Below are 26151 nucleotides of genomic sequence, written 5' to 3'. Positions count from 1 at the left end.
CTCAGGTCGTCTCGTCCTGATACCAGACGCCTTCGGCCAGCATCATCTTCTGATGGCCATGCCCGGCCGGCATCATCGGGAAGCAGTTTTCCTGCGCCGTGACCGCGACGTCCAGGAAATACGGACCGTCATGCGCCAGGCATTCGGCCAGCGCGGCGTCGAGCTGGGCGGGGTCGTCCACGCGCGCCGCGCCCCAGCCGAAGGCACGCGCCAGTGCCACGAAATCCGGCAGCGACGCGTTGTAGCTGTGGCTGTAGCGCCCGCCGTGGATCAGTTCCTGCCACTGGCGCACCATGCCCATGTAGCCGTTGTTGCACAGCACGACCTTCACGGGCGTCTCGTGCTGCATGGCGGTGGACAGCTCCTGGATGTTCATCAGCACCGACGCATCGCCGCTGACGCAGACCACCGTCTTGTCCGGATGCGCCACCTGCGCGCCGATGGCGGCGGGCACGCCGTAGCCCATGGTGCCCGCACCGCCCGAGGTCAGCCAGCGGTTGGGGCGGTCAAAGCGCAGATACTGCGCGGCCCACATCTGGTGCTGGCCCACGTCCGTGGAGACGATGGCATCGCGGCCCGAAAGCGCGGCGTTCAGGCGCGACATCAGGTGCTGCGGCAGGATGGCGTCCGGCGCGGGCTCATAGCCCAGGCAGTCCTGCGCGCGCCAGGCGTCGATGCGCTTGAACCAGGGCGCCAGGCGCGCTGGCTCCAGCGGCGCATCGCCCAGCTCGGCGCGCAGCGCGCGCACCAGCGGCAGGCAATCGCCCACCAGCGCCACGTCCACGCGCACCACCTTGTTGATCGAGGCGGGGTCGATGTCGATATGGATCTTGCGGGCGTGCGGGCAAAACTCGGACAGCTTGCCGGTGATGCGGTCATCGAACCGCGCGCCGATGCAGACCACGAGATCGGCGTTGTGCATGGCGAGGTTGGCCTCGACCGTGCCGTGCATGCCCAGCATGCCCACGAACTGGGGATCGGACGCGGGAAAGGCGCCCAGGCCCATCAGCGTCAGCGTGCAGGGCGCGCCGGTGTGGCGCACCAGGTCCGTGAACGCGGCGCAGGCCTCGGGGCCGGCGTTCACCAGCCCGCCGCCGCCATAGAAGATGGGACGCTTGGCCTGCGCGATCAGCGCGGCGGCGCGGCGCACGGCCGACTGCGGCAGCTTGGGCGCCAGCTTGCCGGACTGGCGGCGCGCGCGCAGCGCGGCCAGCTTGTGCTGCGAGGGCAGGTCCAGGCCGTCATCCGCGTCGCGCGGCACGGCAAGCTGCACGTCCTTGGGAAAATCCACCAGCACCGGGCCGGGCCGGCCCTGGCGGGTCAGTTCAAAGGCGCGGGCCACCACGTTCGCCACGTCGTCGACGGCGCGGATCTGGGTGTTCCACTTGGTGACGGAACGCGAGATGCCGATGGCGTCGCATTCCTGGAAGGCGTCGGTGCCGATGGCGGCCGTGGCGACCTGGCCGCTGATGCACAGCACCGGGATCGAATCGCACATGGCATCCAGCAGGCCAGAGGTGGTGTTGGCCATGCCGGGGCCCGAGGTGACGAACACCACGCCAGGGCGGCCGGTGGTGCGGGCGTAGCCCTCCGCGGCATGCACGGCGGCCTGCTCGTGGCGCACCAGCACGTGGCGCAGGCGCGGTTCGGCGTACAGGGCGTCGTATAGGGGAAGGACCGCCCCGCCGGGATAGCCGAAGACCGTATCGACGCCGTGCGCAATCAGCGTGTCGAGCAGGATCTTCGCCCCATTGGCAGGGGCGGTTTCGGTGGCGGCAAGCGCGGCGGCGGCGGTGGGGTGCAGGCGATCGTTCATGCTATCCATCTTATTCGTAGACCCGGAGAATTTTTATCTTCTTTTCCACGGATAACCGCCGGACGGAGTAAATTCATCTTTGATTTGGAGGAATCAAAGAAAATGAACCTGGACAAGTTCGATCTGGCCATTTTGAAGGTGCTGCAGGACAACGCGCGCGCCAGCCTGAACGACATCGGCGCGGCGGTGGGCCTGTCATCCACGCCCTGCTGGAACCGCATCAAGCGCATGGAGAGCGCCGGGGTGATCCGCGGCTACACGGTAGACATCGACCCGGCGAGCCTGGGTTTCATGGACACCGTCATCGTCCACGTCACGCTCGAAAGCCACAGCGAAGAGACCCTGTACGAATTCGGCCGCGCGCTGGCGCAGATTCCGGAGGTGCTGGAGGCGTTCCTGGTGTCGGGCGACTACGACTATTACATCCGCATCGCCGTGCGCGACACCCGCGACTACGAGCGCCTGCTGCGCGAACAGCTCTACCGCATCCCGGGCATCCGGCACAGCAAGTCCTGCTTCGTGCTGCGCCGGCTCAAGGAAACCAAGCTGCCGCTGACAGGGCCGGCGGCGTAGGCCGCCCCCCGGCACGACGTCCCTAGCGCAGCACGTAGTCCACCGGCACCGCGGGCTCGGGCAGCGGCCGCACGCCCAGGCCTTCGAGCAGGTCGATCTCGATTACGCGGGCCAGCGCCGACAGCGGCAGGTCGTTTTCGTCCGCGCCGAAGGGGTCTTCCAGCTCGTCGCCCAGCGCGTCCAGGCCGAAGAAGGTGTAGGCGACGATGGTGACCGCGAGCGGCGTCAGGAATTCCAGCGTGCCCACCAGGCCGAAAGGCAGCAGCAGGCAAAAGAGCCACGCCGTGCGGTGCAGCAGCAGGGAATAGGCGAACGGACAGGGCGTGAACTTGATGCGCTCGCACGCCGCCTGGATCGCGGCGCATTGCGCCACGCGCTGGGTCAGGGCCTGGTACAGGATGTCGGTGAGTTCGCCCCGCCGCAGGCAGGCCGCGAGGTCGCGGTTGATCGACATGAGCAGGGCGTCAGGCACGTTGCGGCATCCGGCCAGCGTATCCAGTTCGTCCTGCTGCACCCACGGGCGCACCGCCTCGACCATGTCCTGGCCGCGCAGCCGCGCCGCCAGTCCGTAGCCGAAACCGATGCAGCGCCGCACCAGCCGCTCCTGCACGGGATTGGCGGTGCTGGCCGCCAGCAACACCGCGCTTTCGCGCGCCAGGCTGCGCGCCTGCACGACGAGGTCGCCCCATTGCTTGCGGGCTTCCCACCAGCGGTCGTAGCAGACGTTGTTGCGAAAGCCCATGAAGACCGACAGCGCCAGCCCGAAGAGCGAGAAGGGCACCGCGGTCAGGTGCGCCGGAGAGAAGAACTGGCGGTGATACATCCACACCACCACGCAGGAGAGCAACGTGATGACGATGATCCTGCTGAGAATGCGGGGGATGATGGAACCGCGCAACACAAAGAACAAGGCCAGCGCGGAAGGCCGCGGACGGACGATCATGATGAATATCAAGCAAGGGACAAGGCGGCGCTCACTATACGCCTGTCCTCGCGCAAGAATGCCACCGATATAATTCTGTTTCGTCTCACCGCCCCCGCCCAATCCAATGACCAACGAAGACACCCCGATCAAGCCCTGGTACGTGGTCCGCCGCTCCAAGCTGCACGGCAACGGCGTCTTCGCCGCCCGCAAGATTCCCGCAGGCACGCGCATCATCGAATACGGCGGTGAACGCATCAGCGCCAAGGAAGCCGACCGCCGCCACCCCACCAACCCGGACGATCCCTTCCACACGTTCTTCTTCGCGCTCAGCTCCGGCCGCGTCATCGACGGCGGGGACAACGGCAACGACGCCCGCTGGATCAACCATTCGTGCCAGCCCAACTGCGAGGCGCAGGAAGGCAAGCACGGCAAGCGCGTCTACATCGTGGCGCTGGACGACATCCCTCGCGGCACGGAACTGTCCTACGACTATGGCCTGGTGCTGGACGGGCGCATCACCAAGGCGTTGAAGGAAGGCTACCGCTGCCTGTGCGGCACGCCCCCGTGCCGCGGCACGATGCTGGCCCTGCCGGCCAAGAAGGCCGGCAAAGCCGCCAAACGGACGACCAAGAAGACGGCCGAAAAGACGGCCGAGAAATCGGGCAAGAAGGCGCCCGAGAAAGCGGCCACGAAGGCCAAGCCGCCCGCGCCCGCGTCCGCCTGAACGGCGCCCCGGGCCAGTCTCCCGTTTTCCGAAGACCACAACTGCAATAAGCATATTCAATCCCGCTCCGCGGACAGGCGTACAATCGACCGGTCGTTAACACGACATGCAGTACGTCTTCAGGGCGGGGTGCAATTCCCCACCGGCGGTATGCCATGCAATGTGGCGAGCCCGCGAGCGCCCGGCCTCCTTCAAGCGGCCGGGGTCAGCAGACCTGGTGAGATGCCAGGGCCGACGGTCATAGTCCGGATGAGAGAAGATGTGCCGGCACACACTCGGCTGCCCCGGGCGCGATGGCGTCCGCCTGGCCGTATTGCGTTCGGCTGTCGATTAGCCCTGAAACGTTTTTCGCCCCATCCTTTTGCGAGAGCGTTTCAATGTCCCACGTTGCCTTTACCCAGCAGTCTCCCCTCCCCAGTCTTGCGTCGCAGCCCTTTGCCGCCCGTTTGCAGCGCGCGCTGCACCATCTGCGCCTGGGCCGTCCCGTCATCCTCATGGACGACTTCGACCGCGAAAACGAGGCCGACCTGATCGTCGCGGCCGACAAGCTGACCGTGCCCGTCATGGCCCAGCTCATCCGCGACGGCAGCGGCATCGTCTGCCTCTGCCTGCCCGGCGACACGCTGGACCGCCTGGCGTTGCCGCCAATGGTCCCGCGCAACCAGAGCCGCTTTGCCACGGCGTTCACCGTGTCGATCGAAGCCCGCGAAGGCGTGAGCACCGGCGTGTCGGCCGCGGACCGCGTCACGACCATCCGCGCCGCCATCGCGCCGACGGCGCAGGCCGACGACATCGTCAGCCCCGGCCACGTGTTCCCGCTGCGCGCGCAGCCGGGCGGCGTGCTGACGCGCCGCGGCCACACCGAAGGGTCGGTCGACCTGGCCGTGCTGGCCGGCCTGCGCCCGGCCGGCGTGCTGTGCGAGCTGATGAACGCCGACGGCACGATGATGCGCGGCGCGGCGCTGGAGCGCTACGCCGCGCAGCACGGCCTGGTCGCGCTGACCATCGCGGAACTGGCCGACCATCTGCAAAAGCAGAAAGACGGCCAGGCCGAATTCCTCGATGACGAGGTCCTGGAGATGGCGGCCACCGTCTGACCGGCAGCACAGGGCGTGCGCGAAAGCGCGGGCGAGCGATGGCATAATCCGCCCAACGCGGCAGGGAAACGATACGGATCGCCTGCCGCGACGTTTATGAGCCATTGCTCACGTTTGATACTCGCCTTTCGCCGCACCCATGACCGCCATCCCCCAGCCCCGGAAATCGCCGCGCCAGCTCAGATCCCAGCACACCGTCGACACCATCCTGCAGGCCACGGCTCGCGTTTTGGCCGCGCACGGCTATGCCGGCACCAATACCAACCTGATCGCGGAAACGGCGGGCGTCAGCGTGGGCTCGCTCTACCAGTACTTTCCCAACAAGAACGCGCTGATCGCCGCGCTGCACGACCGGCACGACAACCAGATGCTGGACGTGATCGACGACGTGCTGAACGGCAATCCGGCGGCCACCCTGCGCGAACGCGTGGGCGCGATTGTCCAGGCGATGCTGCATGCGCATCTGCTGGAGCCGGCGCTGCACCGGGTGCTGGAAAGGGAGTTCCCGCTCTTTGATCTGCCGCGCGAGCACAGCCGCGCCGACCAGGACATCCACCGCCGCATGCGGCACCTGCTTGAACTGCACCGCGCCGAAATCGCGCAATCGGACCGCGATCTGGCGACCTATGTGGTGCTGCGCATCATGGAATCGCTGGTGCACGCGGCGGCGCTGGAGCCGCCGGCGGGCTTCACGCCCAAGCAGCTGGAAGGCGCCGTGGTGGACGCGGTGATGGGATACCTGGGTGCGCCGCCCGCTGCGGCGCCGCGCAAGGCCGCCAAGACGCCGCGGACCGCGAGCCCGGCAAAGAAGGCAACGCCTCCCCGCGCCTAGGCCGCGGGCTCAAGCGCGCGCGCGGGCCATGCTGGCCAGGCAGTCGGCGGGGCCGCCCGTCACGACGTGCGCGCTGCACGCCAGCATCAGATTCAGGTTCAGGCCGAAGTCCTCGACGGTGTGGCCCTGGGCGTCGACCATGCGCGAGACGCCGTCGTCGGCCGCCGCCCCCACGGCCACCTGGTCGATGAGCGAGCCCGCCTGGCTGGTGTAGGCCCAGACGGGCTTGCCGCAGGCGATGGCGTAGCCGACCTCGAAGGCCGTGCCCGAGTCGGGCTCGGCGCCGCGAAAGGGATTGAGGTTCGCCATCACCATGTCGGCGCGGCGTATCAGCGCGATATTCGCCTGGTAGATCCACTGCGCCAGCGCCGGGCCCGACAGCCCGGCCGGCGCGGCGTTGTCCAGCGGGAACAGGCCCTCGAAGCCGTACGTCGCGCACAGGGTCTTGAGGCGTTCGCCGTGCGCCACGGCATCGGGCAGAAAGACATCGAACCCCGCCAGATAAACGCTGCGCATGGCCCTTACTCCGGTTCGGCGACGTTGAAGGCTTCGCCGGTGGCGAAGAACGAGCCGCCGGCCACGTAGTGCACCGAACGGCGCGCGTCGTCCGGGAAGTGCCAGCGGTTGCCCGAGAACGCTTCCGGCGCCGCCCACGCGGCCACGACCTCGCCGATGAAGAGGTCATAGGCCTGCTGGTTGTGCGGCTCGGGGATGACCTTGCATTCCAGCCATCCGAGGCAGTCGCTGATGAGCGGCGCGCCGATCTTGCTGGCCGCGAAGGTCGTCAGGCCGCTGGCCTGGAACTTGTCTTCGTCGCGGCCCGACTGCGAGCCCACCCGCAGCGTGGCGCTTGCCTGCGCCCGCGACGGGATGCACAGCGCAAATTCGCCCGAGGCCTCGATCAGTTCGCGGGTATAGGTGCTTTTGTCGACCACGACCAGCATCTTGGGCGGGCTGAAATCCAGCGGCATGGCCCATGCCGCGGCCATCACGTTGCGCGCATCGCCATGCGCGCTGGTGACCAGCACGGTCGGGCCGTGGTTCAGGAGGAGGTAGGCGCGGGGCAGGTCGACGGGTTCGATCATGGGCGGCCTAGAACATGCCGTTCTTGTTGGCGGGGTTTTCGGGGATCTCCTGGCTCACGTCCCAGTGCTCCACGATCTTGCCGTCTTGGACGCGGAAGATGTCGACCACGGCCTGGCCGCGGTCTTCCGGCGAATCGCGCCACAGGTTGTGGATCATGACGAGATCGCCTTCGGCGATGACGCGCTTGATCTCGACGATGGCCTGCGGGTGCTGTTCGAAATAGCGCGGAAAGAAATCCACCATCGGCCCGACGCCGTCCTGCATGTACGGATTGTGCTGGGTGTAGGTCGGGCCGACGTACCGGCGCACGGCTTCGTCGATGTCGCGGTCCTGGAACATCATGCGGAAGAACGCGACGGCGATGTCCTTGTTCGACTGCGGCTCGGCCGCAAGCGCCGGCGCGGCCGCCACGCAACTGGAGGCGACCAGCAGGCAGGCGGCCAACGATTTCCACTTCATACGCATACAGGACTACTCAGGTGACGCCGACTGGCGGCCTGCCAGTTTACAAACAAACGCGGCCGATCATCAGTACCCGACGGTGTAACGGCGGCGCGAATGCCGGGGCGTCTCGACTTCGTCGGCCAGGGCGATCGCGTAGTCTTCCATCGAAATCCAGCTCTTGCCTTCCTCGTCCGCGAGCAGGTGGTCGTCGCCCACGCGGAAGGTGGCGGTGCGCTCGCCCGGTTCAAAGATCGCCGACGGCGACAGGAACGTCCAGTTCAGCACCTTTTCCTGGCGCAACGCATCCAGGAACACCACGCCGGCGCGCGCTTCGGGCTTGTAGGCGTCCGGGAATTCCGGGGTGTCGATCAGCATCTTGCCGGGCGCCACCAGCAGGCTGCCCGCGCCGCCCACCACCAGCAGGCGCGGCACGCCCGCGTTCTTGACGGCGGCCAGCAGCGGCTTGGCGTCGGTGGACACAAAGCGCGTGGCGCTGATTACGGCATCGTGACCCGCCAGGATCGGCGTCAGGCCTTCGGGGTCGGTGGCATCGCCCTGGCGGACGGTGAGGCCCGGCTGTTCGTTGACCTCGGCGGGATTGCGGGCGATGCCCGTCACCTCGTGGCCGCGCTTGAGCAGTTCGTCCGCCACGCGCGAACCCACGCGGCCGGTAATTCCGATCAATGCGATTTTCATGGTCTTGCTCCTTGCAGGAATGGGCCGGTCGCGGCCGCCACGGGATGGGGCGGAACAGGCGCCGGCGCAGGCAAAGCCATACTATTCGGCGCAATCCGATCAAAAAACCCTCAAACCGGGAAGAGTTTTTTGCATTTCATGCACCAATACCCGGGAGATCGGCCGTCAGGCGCGGGCGGGCGGCGCGCGCCCGGCGCTCCCCGCAATCCAGTGTGCGCCCGGCGGCCCCGCTTGAACAGGGGCCGCCCGCCCCGGTCAGCGCGCGGCGCGCTGCGCCTGGTACACCTGCAGATGCGAATACGCCACGCGCAGATAGGTGGCGTCCACGCCCAGCGTGCGGGCGCGGCGGACCATGTCGCCCACGATGTGGTCGGCCTCGACCGGCAGGCCCTGGCGCAGGTCGCGGAACATGGAAGCGGTCATGGGCTGGCTGCGGTCGGACAACAGCTTCTGCACGGCGGCGTCGGCCTCGGGCCGCACCGCATGGCCGGAGGCGGCCGCGACCGCCTGCGATTCCTGCAGCAGGCTGAGCAGGATGTCCACGCCGTCGTCCGTGGACGCGATCTCGCCGACCGAGCCGCGCATCAGGCAGGTGGCGGCGGCCAGCGTCGTCAGCATGACGTATTTTTCCCAGATGTCCTGGTAGATGTTTTCGCTGAGGCGGCTGACGTATTCGCCGCCCGCCAGCGCCTGCTCCAGCGCGATGCAGCGCTCGCTGCGGGCGGGGCCGGCGCGTTCGCCGAACACGAGGTTGGCATGCTTGCCCAGGTGGACGACTTCGCCGTCGGGGCCGAGCGTGGCATTGATCTGGCACAGGCCGCCCAGCACGCGATGCGGTTCGAATTCGCGGTCCAGCACGTCATACTGCAGCACGCCGTTCATGATGGGCAGCACCGCGGTATCGGGGCCCACCGCGGGGCGGATGGCCTCGATGGCGCTGTCCAGGTCGTAAGCCTTGCAGGACAGCACCACCACGTCGTAGCTGTCCTGCAGCGTCTGCTGCGTGACCAGCTTGGGGTGCAGCGTGGCATCTCCCAGCGGACTCTGGATGCGCAATCCCTGCTCGCGGATCCGCGCGGCGCGCGGCTCGCGCACCAGGAACGTCACGTCCGCGCCCGCTTGCGCCGCGCGCCCGCCGAAGTATCCGCCGGTGCCGCCGGCGCCCAAGAACAACAACCGCATGCCTGTCTCCTGTTGGCTGCCCGCGTCGGACGCGGGCCGATGAAAGAATTATGCGCCCGGACCGCCGCGCGGCCCATCGGCCGCGCCCACGCGCCGGACGGTTCAGGCCTGCTGCTGGCGTTCGGTCCAGGCCTCGTATCCGCCGCGCAGGGCCCAGATCTTGCGGTAGCCGGCGGCGCGCAGGCGCGAGGCGAGCAGCGCGGCCGAGACCTCGTTCGGGCATGCGCAATAGACCACGATGTCGGCGTCGAGCGCGCCCGGATCCAGCGCGGGCAGCGGCTGCTTCAGATCCACGGCCACGGCGCCAGGGATGCGCGCCCCGTCGCGCTGGGCCTCGGGCCGCACGTCGAAGACCAGCGCATCGCGCCCGTCCTGGCGCCACTGCATCAGCTCGTCGACCGACAGCCGCGGAATGACGCGCAGGCTGCGCAGTAGCAGCCGGCGGCGCAGAAAGCGCGCCATGATGTAGAGGGCCAGCACGGCCGCCAGCACCGCCAGTCCCACCGGGCCATAGGTGCCCAGGACGTCCAGCACGTCGTTGACCACGCTGTGGAAGAGGCCGCCCAGCAGCAGCGCCGAGCCTACCCAGACCAGCGCGCCGGCCAGGTCATAGACGAAGAAGCGGCGATAGGGCGTGCGGGTCAGGCCCGCCATGACGGTGGACAGGGCGCCCGCGCCCGGCAGGAACTTGCACACCAGCAGCGCGCGCACGCCGATGCGCAGGTACAGGCGCTGCGTCTGCCGGATGCACGAGTCCTGCGACAAGGACAGCTTGCAGACCACGCCCAGCAGCCGCGACCCGTAGCGCCGCCCGGCCCAATACCAGAGGCTGTCGGCGATGAGGCAGGCGGCCGTGGCGGCCAGCAGGGGCACGATCCATCCGGCCGCGCCCGCCAGCGCGCCGGCCGCGATGATCATGGGGTAGGCGGGCACCGGCAGCCCGGCCTGCTCGATCAGGACGTTGGCGAACACCAGCCACCCGCCGTACTGCTCGAGCAGCAATTGAATGTCTTGCATGGGTCTTCCTGCTTGCCGCGCACGTCGCGGCTCCTGCGCGGAATTTTAGGCGCGCGCCCTCGCGGACGGACCATAGACCCTGCGCCCCGCGCGGCAACAGACTGTTCCCTTGCCATGGACACCGGCGTCATCCCGGCGCAGTGTCCACCTATTGGGACACCGCGCACCACATCGGTGCAACCAATCCCCGCGAGGGTGCCTATAATCCTGCCCGGCCATCAGGTTTCCCCGACTTGTCGCAGGAATGCCCCGTGGCATACAAATTGCTTCGCCAGGACAGGCGGCGAACCCGACCATTCGGACGGGTGCGCCTCCTGGCGCTCCCATCCGATGACCGATCCCACGCCCCCGTTTCCGCACGTTCGCCCCGGCATCATGGCCGCCAGCGGCAGCGGCCTCCTTGCAGCGGGCGGCGCCTCCCCTCATCTCCATTACCTGTCCTTCCCCGCGTAGGAGTCACCTGCATGAAATCCCTTTCCCTTTCTTCCGCTGGCGGCATCGCCCGCCGCGGCCTGCTCAAGCTGGCCGCAGCGGCTGCCGGCGCGCTGATGTTCTCGGGCGCGGCCCTGGCCCAGGCGCCCGCCAAGACCAAGGTCGCCGCCGTCTACACGGTGCCGGTCGAACAGCAATGGGTCTCGCGCATCCACAAGGCCCTGTCGGCCGCCCGCGACCGCGGCGACATCGACTACACGTTCTCGGAAAACGTCACCAACGCCGACTACGAGCGCGTGCTGCGCCAGTACGCCGAGCAGGGCAACAAGCTGATCGTGGGCGAGGCGTTCGCCGTTGAAGCCGCGGCCCGCAAGGTCGCCAAGGACTATCCGCAGACCGCCTTCCTGATGGGTTCGTCGGGCAAGCCCCAGCAGCCCAACTTCTCGGTGTTCGACAACTACATCCAGGAACCCGCGTACCTGACCGGCATGATCGCCGGCGGCATGAGCAAGACCGGAAAGATCGGCCTGGTCGGCGGCTACCCCATCCCCGAAGTGAACCGCCTGATGCAGGCTTTCATGGAAGGCGCCAAGGAAACGAACCCGAAGGCCGAGTTCACCGTGACCTTCATCGGCTCGTGGTTCGATCCCCCCAAGGCCAAGGAAGCCGCCTTCGCCATGATCGACAAGGGCGCGGACGTGCTCTATGCCGAACGCTTCGGCGTGTCGGACGCCGCCAAGGAACGCGGCAAGCTGGCCATCGGCAACGTGATCGACACCCAGCCGCAGTACCCCGAGACGGTCGTCGCCTCGGCGCTGTGGAGCATGGAACCCACCATCGACGAAGCGCTCAAGCAAGTGAAGGCCGGCACGTTCAAGGCCGCTGACTTCGGCCAGTATTCGCTGATGAAGCACAAGGGCTCGTCGCTCGCGCCGCTGGGCACCTTCGCGCAGAAGATCCCGGCCGACCTGGTCGCCAAGGTCCAGGCCAAGGAAAAAGCCATCCTGGACGGCAGCTTCACCGTGAAGGTCAACGACAAAGAACCCAAGTCCACGGCACGATGAACCAAGCGCCTCTCGCCCTGCAACTGACGGGGATCACCAAACGCTTTGGCAGCCTCACGGCCAACGACGATGTCTCGCTTACGCTCCGGCAGGGCGAAGTGTTGGCCTTGCTGGGCGAGAACGGCGCCGGCAAATCGACCCTGGTGTCGATCCTGTTCGGCCACTACGTGGCCGACGCCGGCCGTATCGACGTCTTCGGCAAGCCCTTGCCCGCCGGCCGCCCCGACGCCGCGCTGGCGGCGGGCGTGGGCATGGTGCACCAGCATTTCACGCTGGCCGACAACCTCACCGTGCTGGACAACATCATGGTGGGCACGGAATCGCTCTGGAAGCTGGCATCGGGCCGCGGCCAGGCCCGCAAACGCCTGGTTGAACTGGGCCAGCGCTTCGGCCTGGGCGTGGACCCGGACGCGCGCGTGGGCACGCTGTCCGTCGGCGAAAAGCAGCGCGTCGAGATCCTGAAAGCGTTGTACCGCGGCGCCCGCGTGCTGATCCTGGACGAGCCCACCGCGGTGCTGACGCCGCAGGAAGTGCAGGACCTGTTCGCCACGCTGCGCGGCTTTGTCGACGAAGGCCTGGCCGTAATCTTCATTTCGCACAAGCTGGACGAAGTGATGGCCGTGTCGCGCCGCGTCGCCGTGCTGCGGCAGGGCCGGCTGGTGGCCGAGCGCGACACCGCGGACACCAGCCCGGCGGAACTGGCCGAACTGATGGTGGGCCGCAAGGTCGTCATGCCGCGCGCGCAAGCGGCCTCGGCCGCCGAGCAGGCTGCGCCCGTGGTGACCCTGTCCCAGGTGACCGTGCGCGACAGCCGCGACGGCGCGCCCCGGCTCGACAGCCTGGACCTGGTTGTCCACACCCATGAAATCGTGGCCATCGCCGGCGTGGCCGGCAACGGCCAACAGGCGCTGGTGTCGGTACTGACCGGCCTGCGCCAGCCCTCGGACGGCACGATCCGGCTGGGCCCGGAACACGCCGCCGCGCCGACCACCCCCGCCGGCTGGACCGCCGCGCGCGTGGGCCGCATCCCGGAAGACCGGCACGGCGAAGGCATGATCGGCGACAGCCCCCTGTGGGAAAACGCCATCGTGGAAGACCTGAAAGACAAGCGCTTCGCCCGCCACGGCCTGATCCGCGCCCGCGCGGGCAAGGCGTATGCGGCGTCGCTCGCCAAGCAGTTCGACGTGCGCGCCGCCTCGCTCGACGTGCGCACGCGCAGCCTGTCCGGCGGCAACATGCAGAAACTGATCCTGGGCCGCACGCTCGCGCGCGAGCCGCGCCTCATCGTGGCCGACCAGCCCACCTGGGGCCTGGACATCGGCGCGGTCGCCTACGTGCGCGAGCGGCTGCTGGCGGCGCGCGCGCGCGGCGCGGGCGTGCTGCTGGTGTCCGAAGACCTGGAAGAAATCTTCGCCCTGGCCGACCGCATCGCCGTGCTGTGCGGCGGCAAGCTGGTCGCGATCAAGCCGGTGGCCGACTGGACGCCCGCCACCGTCGGCCTGGCCATGACGGGAACCCGGGCGTGACGGGCCGTCCCGTCCTGCCCGGCTTTCTTCACAACTGAGCATCACTCGCATGAAACTGATCCTGGAACGCCGCCCCGAGCCCAGCCGCCTTGCGCTGGCCCTGGCCCCGATCGCGGCCATCCTCTTCACCCTGGCGGTCTGCACGCTGCTGGTGGCCTGGGCCGGCGCCCCCGTCGGCCGCGCCTATGCGCTGTTGTTCGAAGGCGCGTTCGGCACGCGCTTCGCGCTGTCCGAAACGCTGACGCGCGCCACGCCGCTGATGCTGACCGGCCTGGCCTGCGCCGTGGCCTTCCGGGCCCGTTTCTACAACATCGGCGCCGAAGGCCAGCTCTATCTGGGCGCGCTGGCGGCCGTGGCGGTGGGCGGCCTGCACGGCGGCACCGGCTTCGACCTGCCCGTGCCCGTGCTGTTTGCCGGCATGATGCTGGCGGCCGCGCTGGCCGGCGCCTTGCTGCTGCTGATCCCGGCCGTGCTGAAGACACGCCTGGGCGTGGACGAAGTGGTGACCACGCTGCTGGGCAACTTCATCGTGCTGCTGTTCGTGTCCATGATGCTGGACGGCCCGATGAAGGATCCCATGGCCATGGGTTGGCCGCAGTCCGTGGCGCTGAACGGCGACCTGGAGCTGGGCAAGCTGATCGAACGCACCCGCGCCCACACGGGCCTGCTCTGGGCCGCGGGCCTGGCGCTGGGCCTGTGGCTGCTCAACCGCTACACGGTGTTCGGCTTCCAGATGCGCGCGGTGGGCGCCAACGCCCACGCCTCGCGCTTCCTGGGCCTGCCGGTGAACCGCGTGATGCTGGGCACCGCCATGCTGTCGGGCGCGCTGGCGGGCTTGGCCGGCGCCATCGAAGTGGCGGGGCGCACCAGCTACGTCACGCTCGACATGTCGCCGGGCTACGGCTACACGGGCGTGGTGGTCGCCATGCTTGCGGGCCTGCATCCGCTGGGCGTGATCCTGGCCAGCATTTTCGTGGCCGGCATGCTGGTGGGCGCCGACAGCATGAGCCGCGCCATCGCCGTGCCCAACTACATCGCCGACGTCATCGTCGCCACCTCGTTGCTCGCCATGCTGGTCGCGACGCTATTCGCGCAGTACCGCCTGCGCCGCAACAAGGCTTGAGGAGCACGCCATGGAATGGATGGATTTGATGAGTTCCGCGGCCTTCTGGGTCGCCGTGCTGCGCCTGGCCACGCCGCTGATCCTGGGCACGCTGGGCGTGCTGCTGTGCGAACGCGCCGGCGTGCTGAACCTGGGCATCGAAGGCATCATGGTCGCCGGGGCCTTCACGGGCTGGCTGGTCGTCTACCTGGGCGCGCCGCTCTACGTGGGCGTGCTGGCGGCGGCGCTGGCCGGCGCCGCATTCGGCCTGCTGCACGCGGTGCTGACCGTGCCGCTGGGGCTGTCGCAGCACGTCTCGGGCCTGGGCGTGACCATGCTGGCCACCAGCCTGAGCTACTTCGCTTATCGCGTCACTTTCCCCAGCGTCAACACGCCGCCCACGATCACGCCGTTCGCCGAAATGAAGTTCCTGGACGGCATTCCGCTCATCGGACCCGTGCTGGCCGGACAGACGCCCATGACACTGATCGCGCTGGCCGCGGTGCCCGTGCTTGCGTGGGTGCTGAACCGCACGCCGGTCGGCCTGGCAATCCGCATGGTGGGCGAGAACCCCGCCGCCGCCGAAGGCCAGGGCCTGTCCGTGACGCGCCTGCGCATTGGCGCTATCGTGGCCGGATCGGCGCTGATGGGCGTGGCGGGCAGCTTTCTCACGCTGGCGGCGTTCAATGCGTTCTTCTTCAATATGGTCAACGGCCGCGGCTGGGTCTGCGTGGCGCTGGTGGTGTTTGCATCGTGGCGGCCCGGCAAGGCGCTCTTGGGCGCGCTGATCTTCGCGTTCTTCGACGCGCTGCAACTGCGCCTGCAGCAGGGCGGGGCGGCACTGCCGGGCCTGCCGGAACTGCCGTACCAGGTCTACCTGATGCTGCCTTACATCCTCTCCATCCTGGCCCTGGTGTTCATGGCGCGCCGCGCCGCCTACCCGCAAGCCTTGATGAAACCGTATCGCAAAGGCGAGAGGTAGAGCCCCCCCCGAGCGCTACGCGCTTCCCCCAGGGGCGTCGCGACGGACCGGCAAAGCCGGCTCCGTGCGACCCCGATAGGGGGGCACCGGCTCACGCGCCGAGGCAGGGATGCGGCAACTGAAATTTTTGCAAGGAACTCGCATGTTCGACCTGATTCTTAAGAACTGCACGCTGCCCGACGGCCGCAAGAACATCGACATCGGCGTGGCCGAAGGCCGCATCGCCGCGCTGGAACCCGCGCTGAAAGCCGAGGCCGCGCAGACCGTGGATGCCGCCGGGCAACTGGTGACCTCGCCCTTCGTCGACGCGCACTTCCACATGGACTCCACGCTGTCCTTCGGACTGCCGCGCGTGAACCAGTCGGGCACGCTGCTCGAGGGCATCGCGCTGTGGGGCGAATTGAAGCCGCTGCTGACGCAGGAAGCGCTGGTCGAACGCGCGCTGGCCTATTGCGACTGGGCCGTGGCGCGCGGCCTGCTGGCCATCCGCTCGCACGTGGACGTGTGCGATCCGCGCCTGCTGGCCACCGAAGCGCTGCTACACGTGCGCGAAAAAGTGAAGCCCTACCTGGACCTGCAGCTCGTCGCCTTTCCGCAGGACGGCGTGCTGCGCGCCCCCGGTGCGCTGGACAACCTGAAGCGCGCGCTGGACATGGGCGTGGACGTGGTGGGCGGCATTCCGCACTTCGAGCGCACCATGCAGGACGGCGCCGAATCCGTGCGCATCCTGTGCGAACTGGCCGCCGAACGCGGCCTGCGCGTGGACATGCACTGCGACGAAAGCGACGACCCGCTGTCACGCCACATCGAGACGCTGGCCTATCACACGCAGCGCCTCGGCCTGCAAGGCCGCGTGACGGGTTCGCACCTGACGTCCATGCACTCGATGGACAACTACTACGTGTCCAAGCTGATCCCCCTGATCCGCGAGGCCGGCGTGTCGGCCATTGCGAACCCGCTGATCAACATCACGCTGCAGGGCCGTCACGACACCTATCCCAAGCGCCGCGGCATGACGCGCGTGCCCGAGCTGATGGCGGCCGGCGTGCCCGTCGCCTTCGGCCACGACTGCGTGATGGACCCCTGGTACAGCCTGGGTTCCGGCGACATGCTGGAAGTCGCGCACATGGGCCTGCACGTGGGCCAGATGACCGGCCAGGACGCCATGCGCGCCTGTTTCGAGGCCGTCACCACCACGCCCGCAAAAATCCTGGGCCTGGACGAGACGGGCCTGGCGGTGGGCAAGCGCGCCGACCTGGTGCTGCTGCAGGCGCGCGACGCGGTCGAGGCGCTGCGCCTGCGCGCCACGCGCCTGATGGTGCTGCGCGCGGGCAAGGTGGTGGCGACCACGCCGCCCGCCACCGCCACGCTGCACCTGCCGGGCCGCCCTGGCGAAGTCAGCTTTCAGACACCGGCCCGCTGACGTACCCGGGCCGCGTGGCGGCGGTCACGATGATCTCCACCAGCATCTCCGGCCCGGCCAGCCTGGCCTCGCAGGTGGCGCGGGTGGGCATCGCGCGGGGCGGCGCCCATTGCGCCCACACCTCGTTCATGCCGGCAAAATCGCGCTCGATGTCTTTGAGCCAGATCTGCACGGACAGCAGCCGGGTCTTGTCGGTATTGGCCCGCGCCAGATAGCCGTCGATCTTGTCCAGCACGTCGCGCGTCTGCGCGGCGATGCCGCCCTGTGCCGTCGAGGTCACGCCGGCCACATACACGGTGTCCCCGTGGATCACGATGCGGGACAGGCGTTCGTTGGAATCCATTCGCACGATGTCGTTCATTCGTCTTGCTCCTTGGCGGATGGGCTGCGCGCCTGCGCGGCAGCCGGAAAGCGGTCGATCCGGAATGGCGCGATCGGCAGGTCCGTCGCGCCCTTGGTGATCAGGTCGGCCATGATGCGGCCGACGATGGGGCCCAGCTCAAAGCCGTGCGCCGAAAAACCGAAAGCGTGAAAGGCCGTCTCATGCCGGCTGCTGCGCCCGATCACGGGTATCTCGTCGGGCATGGCCGCTTCGATGCCCGCCCAGCCGCGATTCACGATCGCATCGCGCATGTGCGGAAAAAGGTCGACCACCGTGCGCGCGCCTTCGGCCAGGGAGCGGAAATCCAGCTCGGTCCATTCGGCGTCGCGGTCCACCCACGCGCGCCGGCCGCCGCCGATCAGCACGGTACCGTTCGCGCGCTGCTTGAACGACAGCGCGCGGCCGGTGCCCAGCACCACGGGATCCAGGAAGTGGTCCATGCGCAGCGTCACCAGCATCATGGGACTGATGGGCAACAGCGGCACCGGCTCGCCCCACTGCGCGGCGATGCGGTCGGCCCAGGCGCCCGCGCAATTGAGCACCTGCGGCGCCGTGTACACGCCCGCATCGGTGTCCACGCGCCACTGTCCGTCCCGCCACGCCACGCCCTGCACGCGCACGCCTTCGATAAAGCGCGCGCCAAGGCTCGCGGCCTTCGTGCGAAAGGCGAGGGTCGTGCGGTAGGGGTCGGCGGCGGCGTCCTCGCGCGCGATCAGGCCGCCCTGCACCGTGGGCGCGATGGCCGGGATCAGGTCCAGCAGGTCTTCGCGGCTTATCCACTGCTCGTGCGTGTAGCCATGGTCCGTCATGGTCTGGAGCCGCGCGCGCAGCGTCTGCACGTCGGCGGCATTCTCGGCCACGCGCACCTGCCCGTGCTGCTCAAAGCCGCAGTCGTCGTCCACCAGCTCGCCGATGCGATACCAGAGCTCGCGCGAGGCCAGCGCCAGCGGCACCTCGGCCAGATGGCGGGACAGCGTGCGCACGCCGCCCGCATTCACGCCCGACGCGTGGCGTCCGACGTAGTTCTTCTCGATGACCAGCGCGCGCACGCCGGCGCGCGCCAAGTGCAGCGCGGCCGAGCTGCCGTGCAGCCCGCCGCCGATGATGATGACTTCAGCCGCCCGCCCTTGAACGGTCATGGTGTCCATCCGTCATTTCTTCAGGCGGACCACGGCCTGGCGCGATTCGTCGGTCTGCGGCAATGACGCCAGCTCGCCCAGCGTCAGCGGCTTGGTCGGAAAGCGCAGCCGGTAATAGCCCACTTCCTGTGTCGGCACGCCGCGCTCTTCGGCGATGATCTCCGACACCGTCAGCCCGCAGAAGCGGCCCTGGCACGGTCCCATGCCGCATCGCAGGAAGGCCTTCATCTGGTTCGGACCGCTGCAGCCCAGCTTGACGGTCTCGCGCACCTGCGCGGCGGTCACTTCCTCGCAGCGGCAGACGATGGTGTCGCCAGTGGGCCGCCGGAAGGCCTCTGGCGCCTTGTACAGCGCGTCGAAGAACTCCCGGCCGCGCACGGCCCGCGCCAGCGCATCGCGCGGCGCGGCGGCTTCGCTGTCGCGCTGGCGGGCGTCGATGCGGCCCAGCAGATGCGCGGCCTGCAGGGCGGCCAGCCGGCCGCGGTGTTCGGCCGCCAGCGCGCCGGCGATGCCTGCGCCGTCCCCGGCCATGCCGATGCCGTCCACGGAGGTCGTGCCCCAGTCGTCGACCTGCGGCTCCCAACAGTCCAGCGCCTCGTTCCAGCGATGCGCCGCGCCCACCGCGCGCGACAGGTTCACGTTCGGCACCACGCCCTGGTGCAGCATGAGCTGGTCGGCGGGCAGCGTCTTGGTGACGCCGCCAGCGGTGTAGCGCACGCTTTGCAGCTTGCCGTCGCCCAGCGCCTCCAGCGCCGTCACGCCCTTGACGATGGGCACGGCGGCCTTGACCGCGCGCAGCAGCTTGAGGCCCTTGCCCAGGTACGGCGAGCGCAGGAAGCCCCAGACCTTGGGCAGCGCCTGCCCCATGCGCCCGGGCGGCGTGGTCTCCAGCAGCGCGTCGACCTTGACTCCGGCGTTCAGATACTGCCAGGCCACCAGATACAGCAGCGGACCGCAACCCGCCAGCACCGTGCGGTCGGACGGCACCACGCCGGAAGACTTCAGCAGGATCTGCGCCGCGCCCGCGGTGATGACACCGGGCAGCGTCCAACCCGGGATCGGGAAAGGCCGCTCCTGCGCGCCGGTGGCGAGCAGCAGGCGGCGCGCATGCACGATGCGCGCCTCGCCGTTCACCGAGTACGCGACCTCGAAGCCCTCCGCTGGCTGCGGCGCCGTGCGCTGAGCCACCGCCCACACGGTCGCGCCCGGCACGTAGCGCGCGCCGGACTGCTGGAACGGCGGCACCAGCGTCGCGCCATGCCAATAGTCCTCGCCCAGGATGGCCTTGTCGGTCACCGGCGTCGTGGTGATCGCGCGGTAGATCTGGCCGCCCGGCGCGGGCTGCTCATCGAGCAGCACCGTGTCCACGCCCAGGTTCGCGGCCAGGGTTGCGGCCGCCAGGCCGGCCGGGCCCGCGCCCACCACCAACAAATCGCATTGCGTCGTGTCGATCATGCCTGCACCTTGCGCGCGCCCAACTGGCGCTCGATCTTCATTCCTTCCCGCACGGGCGTCATGCAGCCCTGCTGGTTCGCTTGCCCATCGATGGTGACCAGGCAGTCGTAGCAGACGCCCATCATGCAGTACGGCCCGCGCGGCACTTCGTTGACCGCCGTATCGCGACAGGCCTGCACGCCGCCCGCAAAGAGCGCCGCCGCCACGCTGTCGCCCTGACGGCACAGCATTTCGGCGCCATTGACCGTGATCCGCACCGGCGCGCCCTGCGCCTGCCGCTGCGCCTCGTCAAGCCGCTTGAACATGAAACCTCCGGGTCGAGAAGGGCGCCATGTCGTCGGCCAGCTGGCCGGCGGCGATCATGGGCGCCAGATTGAGCGCATGCGCGGCGGCAAGCGTCACGCCGCTGTGACAGGTGGCGACGAACGCCCCCGGACACGTTTCGGATTGCTGGTAGATCGGAAAGCCGTCCTGCGACATGACGCGCAGCGCCGCCCAGCTGCGCACCACGCGCACCTCACGCAGCGCGGGCAGCGTGCGCACGGCGCGATCGGCCAGCGTGCCCAGGATGGGCAACCCCACCAGGTTGTCCACATAACCGGCCTCTTCCTGCGAATCGCCGATCAGCCAGGTGCCTTCATCGGTCTGGCGCAGCGTGGACAACGGGATCTCCAGCATGCGGCGCGTGCGCTCCAGCACCACGATCTGCCCACGCTGCGGCCGCACCGGCACGTCCAGGCCGACCTGGTCCCCCAGCTGCTTGTTCGACAGCCCCGAGGCCAGCACCACCTTGTGCGCGCGCACCGTGCCGCCGGGCGTGGCGATCTCGAACACGCCGTCGCGCCGTTTGATGGCCTGCGCCGGACGGCGCGGCAGGTAATCCACAACCCGCTGTGCAAAACTCGTGTGCAGCGCGCGCAGCAGCTTCAGCGGATTGGCGATGCCGTCCACCGGCGTCCACGTCGCGCCGCGCACCTCGGGACCGATGCCGGGCACCAGGTCCGCGACTTCGGCGCGGTCCAGCATCTTCCATTCGTACTGCGCCATGCCGGGCTGCGCCAGCAGCGTGCTCATGAAGCGCGTGCGCGCCTCGACCTCTTCGTCGCTCAAGAGCGCGTGCAGTCCGCCGCGCTGCTCCAGGTGCACGTCCACGCCGGTTTCCGCCAGCAGCTGCGCCGCCAGCGTCGGCCAGCCTTGCGCGGACGTCATCGTCCACACGCCGTAGCGCGGCAGGCCCATGCCCTTGCTCTGCACCCACACCAGCCCGAAGTTCCCGCGCGAGGCGCGATAGGCCACGTCGCCCTCATCGAGCACGGCCACGTGGTCCAGTTCGCGCCGCAGCCCGTAGGCCACGGCCGATCCGACCAGGCCGCCCCCGATCACCACCGCATCGTAGATGCCGCGGTGCGCGGGCGCGCGCGGCGCCAGTTCTTTCTCGTCCGTCATTAGCGTCCCTTTCCTACAAACAGCTTTTCCAGGCCGACGACGCGGTCCAGGATGAAAATGGCAATGATCGTCACGTAGATCAGCACCGCCGACACCGCCGTCACCAGCGGATCGATGGTGTCTTCGATGTGCAGGAAGATGCGCACCGGCAGGGTCGTCGTGGACGGCGAGGCGATGAAGATCGACATCGTCAGCTCATCGAAGCTGGTGATGAACGCGATCACCCAACCGCTCACCACGCCGGGAAGCAGCAGCGGCAGCACCACCCGGCGAAACGCCGTCCAGTTGGACGCGCCCAACGATTGCGCGGCGCGCTCCAACGCCGGATCGATGCCCGCCGCCGACGCCAGCACCAGCCGCAGCGCGTAAGGCATGACCAGGATTACGTGCGCCACCACCAGGCCGAAGTACGTGCCCGCCAGGTCCACGGTCGTGAAGAACTTCAGGAAGGCCAGGCCCAGCACGACGTGCGGAATCATCAGCGGCGACAGAAAGAACGCCACGAGGGCCTCGCGGCCGCGAAAGCGGTTGCGCGCGATGGCCAGCGCGCTGGGAACGGCAAGCCCGATCGCCAGCGTGGCCGACAGGGTGCCCAGGCCCAGGCTGAACCAGAACGCGTCCACGAAGCGCGGGTTGTCCAGGATGGCGCGGAACCAGCGCAGCGACAGCCCGCCCGAGGGCAGCGAGATGAAGCCTTCGGACGTGAACGCCACCGCGCACACCATCACGATGGGCGCCAGGATGAAGAGAATGAAAAGCGTGTGGAACACAAGGCCAATCGGGCCGTTGCGAAATTGCATGTCAGCCTCCGGCCTGGTTGAACACCGCGCCATAGCGGCGCTCGATGATGCGGTTGGCGGACAGCAGCACCACCACGGTCGCCACCAGCAACACCACCGCCAGCGCCGCGCCCAACGGCCAGTTCAGCGTGTTCAGGAACTCGTCGTAGGCGGCCGTGGCCACGTTTTTCAGGCGCCGTCCGCCGATGATGGCCGGCGTGGCGAACGAACTGGCCGCCATCGCGAACACCATGATCGCGCCGGACAGGATGCCCGGCATCACCTGCGGCACGATCACGCGGCGGATCACGGTGAACTGGCTGGCGCCCAGCGACAGCGCCGCCGCCTCGGTGGCTGGATTGATCCGCTGCAGCGAGGCCCACACCGAGATCACCATGAAGGGCACCAGCACATGCGTCAGCGCGATGGCCACGCCCAGATTGCTGTACATCAGGTCGATCGGCGTGGAGATGATCCCGATGCCCATCAACGCCTTGTTGATAAGGCCGGTGGACCCGAACAGCAGCGCCCATCCCAGCGTGCGCACCACCACCGAGATCAGCAGCGGGCCCAGCACGACCATCAGGAAGAGCCCCTTCCAGGGATTGGCCATGCGCGACAGCACATAGGCTTCGGCCGTGCCCAGCACCAGGCAGGCCAGTGTCACGGCCGCCGCCACGCCGAAGGTGCGCGCGTAGATCTCGTAGTAGTAGCCGTCCGAGAAAATCTCGATGTAGTTCTTCCAGGTGAAGGTGGCCTGCATGCCGCCGTAGAACTGGAAGTCGAAGAAGCTGATCAGGAACACCAGCGCCATCGGCACCACGAGGAACGTGGCATACACCGCCAGCGCTGGGGCGCTCAGCACCCACGGGTTGGTGCGGGCGGTCATGACGCGCGGCCTTGCGGCGCGCCGGCCGGGTTGACTTCGCACATGTCCTGCGCGCGCCAGCGCAGATGCACCGGCTCGCCTTCGGCGGGTACCGGCACGCCGTCGTTCTGGCGAATCACCATGACCTCGCCCACCGACGTTTCCACCTGGCACAGCCAGTGATTGCCCTGGAACACGCGCGTCTTCATGCGGCCGGGCAGGGCACAGGCGGCCGGCTCCGAGAACAGGATCTTCTCGGGCCGCACGATGACCGCGCCCTGCGGCACGGGCGCGCCCTCCATGGCGACATGGGCCTCGCCGATGCGCGCCCGGGTCTGTCCTTCGTATTGCTCGGCCTGCGGCGTGAACACATTGGCCTTGCCCAGAAAGCCGCCCACGAAATGGCTGGCCGGGCCTTCGTATGCCGCGAAGGGTTCAGCCACCTGCTCGACGCGGCCCTGGTTCATCACCACGATGCGGTCCGACAGCGCCAGCGCCTCGGACTGGTCGTGCGTGACCAGGATGGTGGTGGTGCCGACGGTGCGCTGGATGCTGCGCAGTTCAAGCTGCATTTCCTCGCGCAGCTTGGCGTCCAGGTTGGAGAGCGGTTCGTCCAGCAGCAGCACGCTGGGCCGGATGACCAGCGCGCGGGCCAGCGCCACGCGCTGCTGCTGTCCGCCGGACATGCGAGCGGGATGCCGGTCGGCCAGGTGCGACAGGCCCACGAGCTTGAGCGCATCCGCCACGCGGGCCTCGCGCTCGTCCTTTTTCACCCGCTGCATTTCCAGGCCGAAGGACACGTTCTCGGCCGCCGTCATGTGCGGAAACAGCGCATAGTTCTGGAACACCATGCCCAGCCCGCGTTTGTTGGCGGGCACCTTGCTGACGTCCTTGCCGTTCAGCACGATGCGGCCGCCGCTGGGTTCGACAAACCCCGCGATCATCTGCAGGGTGGTGGTCTTGCCGCAGCCCGAGGGCCCCAGCAGGGAAATGAACTCGCCCTGCCTGACCGACAGGCTCAGGTTCTCGACGGCCGTGGTCTCGCCGTAGCGCTTGCTCAGGCGGTCCAGCACAAGATAAGTCATGAATGCTCCCGGTGGCGGCGCGCGCGCCGCCCGTATGCGCAGGCGGTCAGCGCTCGATTTCCCGCGTCCAGCGCTTGTTCCAGTCGTCCCGGTTCTGGTTGACGGTGTCCCAGTCGATCACGATGAGGTCGGCGGCGCGCTTGCCGATAGGCAGCGGCACGCGCGGATCGTCCGTGACCTTGGCCTTCTTGTTGACCGGGCCGTAGCCGTAAGCGGACGCCAGCTTTTCCTGGACCTCGGGCGACACCAGGTATTCGACGAAGGCCTGGGCCTTGGGATTGGCGTTGGGCTTGGCGACGGGACACACCGACGACAGCAGCGCATAGGCGCCTTCCTGCGGATACACGAAGCCCACCGGGAAGCCGGTGTCGGCAAAGGCCTTGACGCGGCCGCTGCCCCAGACCGCGATGGTGGCCTGGCCGCTGGAAAACAGTTCGGTCATCTTGCCGGGCGACGGTTCATAGACCAGCACGTTGGGGCCGACCTCGCTCTTGAACGTGGCGAAACCCGGGTCGATCTTCTTTTCGCCGCCGCCGCCTTCACGGGCGTATTCCACCAGCGTGTGCAGGCCGTAGGTGTTGTTCAGCGGCGGAATGACGAGCTGCTTTTTGTACTTGGGGTCCTTCAGGTCCTTCCACGAGGTGGGCGGCGCCCACTTCTTTTCTTCGAAGGCCTTTTTGTTGTACATGATGCCCGTGGCCACGATGCCGATGGCGACGGCCTTGTCATCCTTGTAGCGCGCCGTCGTGTAGATGTCGTCGGCGGGCAGGTTCTTGATGGGCTCGCAAAAGCCCAGCGCAATGGCCTGGTACATGGGACCGTCATCGATGATGGCGACGTCGATCTGCTGGTTGCTCTTTTGCGCCTGCAGGCGCGCCACCGTGTTGGTGGAATTGCCGGCCACGTAGTCCAGCTCGACGCCATGCTGCTTGGCGAAGGGCGGGAAGATTTCCTTGCGCATGATGTCTTCGAACGAGCCGCCGTAGCCTGCGACCACCAGTTTCTGCTGCGCCTGTGCATTGGCGCCCAGCCCGACGGCCACCGCCGCCGCTGCGAGCACTGCAAATACCTTGCTCATGAGAACCCCCGAATATTGGAAGAGAACTGCAAGAACTACCTGATTTGTTGCCCGGCAACCTCATGTCCGCCGTACAATTTGTCCGTACATGAATGTCCGGACAAATAATGGATCCAGCAAGACTGCCTTGTCAATCGGTTATTGTCCGGACAAACCCTATAAAACCAATCTAGGAGCCAACCTCATGACCCGATCCTCCGAGCGCGCCGCCAGCCCAGGCGGGGAGCGGGAAGCGCGCGGCCGGCCCGGCGCGGCGCGCCCTGCAGCCGACGCGGGCGGCCCGCGCTACAAGAGCATTTATCAGACGCTTTCCCAGGACATCAGCGCCGGGCGCTATCCCGTCATGACCCTGCTTCCCACCGAGCACGAGCTGTGCGAACAGTTCGGCGCCAGCCGCCACACCATCCGCGAAGCCATCCGCATGCTGACGGTGGCGGGCGTGGTGTCGCGCCGCCCCGGCGTGGGCACGCGCGTGGAAACGGCGCGCGCGACCACGCGTTTCACGCAGCGCATCTCGCAGTTTCCCGACCTGCTGCAGTACGCGCGCAATGCGGCGCTGCTGGTGCAGGACGTGCGCACCGTCAAGCTCACCAAGCGGCTCGCGGAAACGCTGGGCTGCGAGGCCGGCCAGCCCTGGCTGCACATCAACTCCATCAAGACCCTCGACGATCCCGACACGGCCGCGGCCTGCACGCTGATCTATGCGGATCCGGCGCATTCGGACGTGCGGGTGGAAGTGAAGTCGCGGATATCGCTGCTGCGCCTGATCGAAGACCATTTTGGCGACCGCATCACCGAGGTGAACCAGGAGTTCTCGGCCACGCCCATCGGCGCGGCCATGGCAAGGCAACTCCAGATCGACGCCGGCACCGCGGGCTTTGTCATCACGCGCCGGTACTACGGCGACGGCGGCGTGCTGCTGCTTGCCACCATCACCACGTTCCCGCACGACAAGATGAAGTACTCGATGACGCTCAACGTCAGTTGATGCGCGCGAC

The 26151-nt window shown here is 68.2% G+C and carries 27 protein-coding genes and 1 riboswitch; of the genes, 10 read left to right on the top strand and 17 right to left on the bottom strand.

Features of this window, described 5'->3' with window-relative positions; translation table 11 throughout:
* Position 1: 1 nt before the first annotated feature.
* Positions 2-1825 (bottom strand): biosynthetic-type acetolactate synthase large subunit, encoded by a 1824-nt coding sequence (ilvB, locus tag ACZ50Q_RS00360; protein ID WP_464080184.1) that lies wholly within the window; start codon positions 1823-1825, stop codon positions 2-4.
* 93 nt (positions 1826-1918) lie between these two features.
* Between ilvB and ACZ50Q_RS00355 the strand changes: the two genes are divergently transcribed.
* Positions 1919-2389 carry an Lrp/AsnC family transcriptional regulator gene (locus ACZ50Q_RS00355; protein ID WP_076518156.1) on the top strand — a complete coding sequence of 157 codons (471 nt, stop codon included), beginning with the start codon at positions 1919-1921 and terminating at the stop codon, positions 2387-2389.
* 22 nt (positions 2390-2411) lie between these two features.
* On the opposite strand, the gene ACZ50Q_RS00350 is transcribed toward ACZ50Q_RS00355, so the two are convergent.
* Positions 2412-3332, bottom strand: a complete 921-nt coding sequence (locus tag ACZ50Q_RS00350; protein ID WP_092577129.1) for a bestrophin family protein — start codon at positions 3330-3332, stop codon at positions 2412-2414.
* Positions 3333-3438: 106 nt separating this feature from the next.
* On the opposite strand from ACZ50Q_RS00350, the gene ACZ50Q_RS00345 reads away from it, so the two are divergent.
* The 3 genes from ACZ50Q_RS00345 (at position 3439) to ACZ50Q_RS00335 (ending at position 5967) form a co-directional block, all read left to right on the top strand.
* A complete protein-coding gene (locus ACZ50Q_RS00345; protein WP_464080183.1) occupies positions 3439-4038 on the top strand; it encodes an SET domain-containing protein in 600 nt (199 codons plus the stop codon).
* A gap of 111 nt (positions 4039-4149) precedes the next feature.
* Positions 4150-4303, top strand: a riboswitch (FMN riboswitch).
* A gap of 112 nt (positions 4304-4415) precedes the next feature.
* The gene (gene ribB / locus ACZ50Q_RS00340; RefSeq protein WP_464080182.1) at positions 4416-5135 is read left to right on the top strand and encodes a 3,4-dihydroxy-2-butanone-4-phosphate synthase; all 720 of its coding nucleotides are present in this window, start codon (positions 4416-4418) and stop codon (positions 5133-5135) included.
* A 139-nt stretch (positions 5136-5274) separates the two neighbouring features.
* Positions 5275-5967 (top strand): TetR/AcrR family transcriptional regulator, encoded by a 693-nt coding sequence (locus ACZ50Q_RS00335; RefSeq protein ID WP_464080181.1) that lies wholly within the window; start codon positions 5275-5277, stop codon positions 5965-5967.
* Positions 5968-5976: 9 nt separating this feature from the next.
* On the opposite strand, the gene ACZ50Q_RS00330 is transcribed toward ACZ50Q_RS00335, so the two are convergent.
* The 6 genes from ACZ50Q_RS00330 to ACZ50Q_RS00305 form a co-directional block, all read right to left on the bottom strand.
* Positions 5977-6483, bottom strand: a complete 507-nt coding sequence (locus tag ACZ50Q_RS00330; RefSeq protein ID WP_464080180.1) for a nucleoside 2-deoxyribosyltransferase — start codon at positions 6481-6483, stop codon at positions 5977-5979.
* A gap of 5 nt (positions 6484-6488) precedes the next feature.
* The gene (locus ACZ50Q_RS00325) at positions 6489-7052 is read right to left on the bottom strand and encodes a flavin reductase family protein (RefSeq protein WP_464080179.1); all 564 of its coding nucleotides are present in this window, start codon (positions 7050-7052) and stop codon (positions 6489-6491) included.
* Between the two features lie 7 nt (positions 7053-7059).
* A complete protein-coding gene (locus tag ACZ50Q_RS00320) occupies positions 7060-7518 on the bottom strand; it encodes a nuclear transport factor 2 family protein (protein WP_076518175.1) in 459 nt (152 codons plus the stop codon).
* A gap of 63 nt (positions 7519-7581) precedes the next feature.
* Positions 7582-8193 (bottom strand): NAD(P)-dependent oxidoreductase, encoded by a 612-nt coding sequence (locus ACZ50Q_RS00315; protein WP_464080178.1) that lies wholly within the window; start codon positions 8191-8193, stop codon positions 7582-7584.
* A gap of 255 nt (positions 8194-8448) precedes the next feature.
* Positions 8449-9375, bottom strand: a complete 927-nt coding sequence (gene panE, locus ACZ50Q_RS00310; RefSeq protein ID WP_464080177.1) for a 2-dehydropantoate 2-reductase — start codon at positions 9373-9375, stop codon at positions 8449-8451.
* A gap of 102 nt (positions 9376-9477) precedes the next feature.
* Positions 9478-10392 (bottom strand): DedA family protein/thiosulfate sulfurtransferase GlpE, encoded by a 915-nt coding sequence (locus ACZ50Q_RS00305; protein WP_464080176.1) that lies wholly within the window; start codon positions 10390-10392, stop codon positions 9478-9480.
* A 464-nt stretch (positions 10393-10856) separates the two neighbouring features.
* Here ACZ50Q_RS00305 and ACZ50Q_RS00300 point away from each other — a divergent pair, with 464 nt between their 5' ends.
* The 5 genes from ACZ50Q_RS00300 to ACZ50Q_RS00280 all read left to right on the top strand — a co-directional run bounded on the left by ACZ50Q_RS00300 (position 10857) and on the right by ACZ50Q_RS00280 (position 16921).
* Positions 10857-11888, top strand: coding sequence for a BMP family protein (locus tag ACZ50Q_RS00300; protein WP_464080175.1), 1032 nt, complete (start codon positions 10857-10859; stop codon positions 11886-11888).
* Complete coding sequence (locus ACZ50Q_RS00295; protein ID WP_464080174.1) at positions 11885-13414, top strand: ABC transporter ATP-binding protein; 1530 nt, start codon at positions 11885-11887, stop codon at positions 13412-13414. The genes ACZ50Q_RS00300 and ACZ50Q_RS00295 overlap by 4 nt, the downstream gene beginning before the upstream one ends.
* A 49-nt stretch (positions 13415-13463) precedes the next feature.
* On the top strand, positions 13464-14537 hold the full coding sequence (locus ACZ50Q_RS00290; RefSeq protein WP_076518183.1) for an ABC transporter permease: 1074 nt from the start codon (positions 13464-13466) through the stop codon (positions 14535-14537).
* Positions 14538-14547: 10 nt separating this feature from the next.
* Entirely contained in the window at positions 14548-15498 is a 951-nt protein-coding gene (locus tag ACZ50Q_RS00285; protein WP_076518185.1) for an ABC transporter permease, read from the top strand.
* A gap of 142 nt (positions 15499-15640) precedes the next feature.
* On the top strand, positions 15641-16921 hold the full coding sequence (locus ACZ50Q_RS00280) for an amidohydrolase family protein (RefSeq protein WP_464080173.1): 1281 nt from the start codon (positions 15641-15643) through the stop codon (positions 16919-16921).
* Here ACZ50Q_RS00280 and ACZ50Q_RS00275 read toward each other — a convergent pair.
* From ACZ50Q_RS00275 to ACZ50Q_RS00235, 9 genes are read right to left on the bottom strand one after another with little or no spacing between them, the layout of a single operon-like run.
* Positions 16896-17282 (bottom strand): RidA family protein, encoded by a 387-nt coding sequence (locus ACZ50Q_RS00275; RefSeq protein WP_464080172.1) that lies wholly within the window; start codon positions 17280-17282, stop codon positions 16896-16898. The genes ACZ50Q_RS00280 and ACZ50Q_RS00275 overlap by 26 nt on opposite strands.
* Complete coding sequence (locus ACZ50Q_RS00270; RefSeq protein WP_464080171.1) at positions 17279-18442, bottom strand: NAD(P)/FAD-dependent oxidoreductase; 1164 nt, start codon at positions 18440-18442, stop codon at positions 17279-17281. Before ACZ50Q_RS00270 ends, ACZ50Q_RS00275 begins: the two co-directional genes overlap by 4 nt.
* 12 nt (positions 18443-18454) lie before the next feature.
* Positions 18455-19897, bottom strand: coding sequence for an FAD/NAD(P)-dependent oxidoreductase (locus ACZ50Q_RS00265; RefSeq protein WP_464080170.1), 1443 nt, complete (start codon positions 19895-19897; stop codon positions 18455-18457).
* Complete coding sequence (locus ACZ50Q_RS00260; protein ID WP_076518193.1) at positions 19894-20202, bottom strand: (2Fe-2S)-binding protein; 309 nt, start codon at positions 20200-20202, stop codon at positions 19894-19896. Before ACZ50Q_RS00260 ends, ACZ50Q_RS00265 begins: the two co-directional genes overlap by 4 nt.
* Positions 20186-21343: an NAD(P)/FAD-dependent oxidoreductase gene (locus ACZ50Q_RS00255; protein WP_464080169.1), complete on the bottom strand. Its 1158-nt coding sequence runs from the start codon at positions 21341-21343 to the stop codon at positions 20186-20188. The genes ACZ50Q_RS00260 and ACZ50Q_RS00255 overlap by 17 nt, the downstream gene beginning before the upstream one ends.
* Positions 21343-22143 (bottom strand): ABC transporter permease, encoded by an 801-nt coding sequence (locus ACZ50Q_RS00250; RefSeq protein WP_076518197.1) that lies wholly within the window; start codon positions 22141-22143, stop codon positions 21343-21345. The genes ACZ50Q_RS00255 and ACZ50Q_RS00250 overlap by 1 nt, the downstream gene beginning before the upstream one ends.
* Position 22144: 1 nt before the next feature.
* On the bottom strand, positions 22145-23011 hold the full coding sequence (locus tag ACZ50Q_RS00245; protein ID WP_076518199.1) for an ABC transporter permease: 867 nt from the start codon (positions 23009-23011) through the stop codon (positions 22145-22147).
* Entirely contained in the window at positions 23008-24075 is a 1068-nt protein-coding gene (locus ACZ50Q_RS00240) for an ABC transporter ATP-binding protein (protein ID WP_076518201.1), read from the bottom strand. Before ACZ50Q_RS00240 ends, ACZ50Q_RS00245 begins: the two co-directional genes overlap by 4 nt.
* A gap of 46 nt (positions 24076-24121) precedes the next feature.
* Entirely contained in the window at positions 24122-25153 is a 1032-nt protein-coding gene (locus tag ACZ50Q_RS00235) for an ABC transporter substrate-binding protein (protein ID WP_464080168.1), read from the bottom strand.
* A 184-nt stretch (positions 25154-25337) separates the two neighbouring features.
* Here ACZ50Q_RS00235 and ACZ50Q_RS00230 point away from each other — a divergent pair, with 184 nt between their 5' ends.
* Positions 25338-26141 (top strand): GntR family transcriptional regulator, encoded by an 804-nt coding sequence (locus ACZ50Q_RS00230; protein WP_464080167.1) that lies wholly within the window; start codon positions 25338-25340, stop codon positions 26139-26141.
* The last annotated feature ends 10 nt before the right edge of the window (positions 26142-26151 follow it).

This window comes from Achromobacter sp. T5-5 (assembly GCF_055397965.1).
The sequence above is the reverse complement of the archived record's forward strand: the minus strand, read 5'-3'. Positions and strand labels throughout refer to the sequence as shown.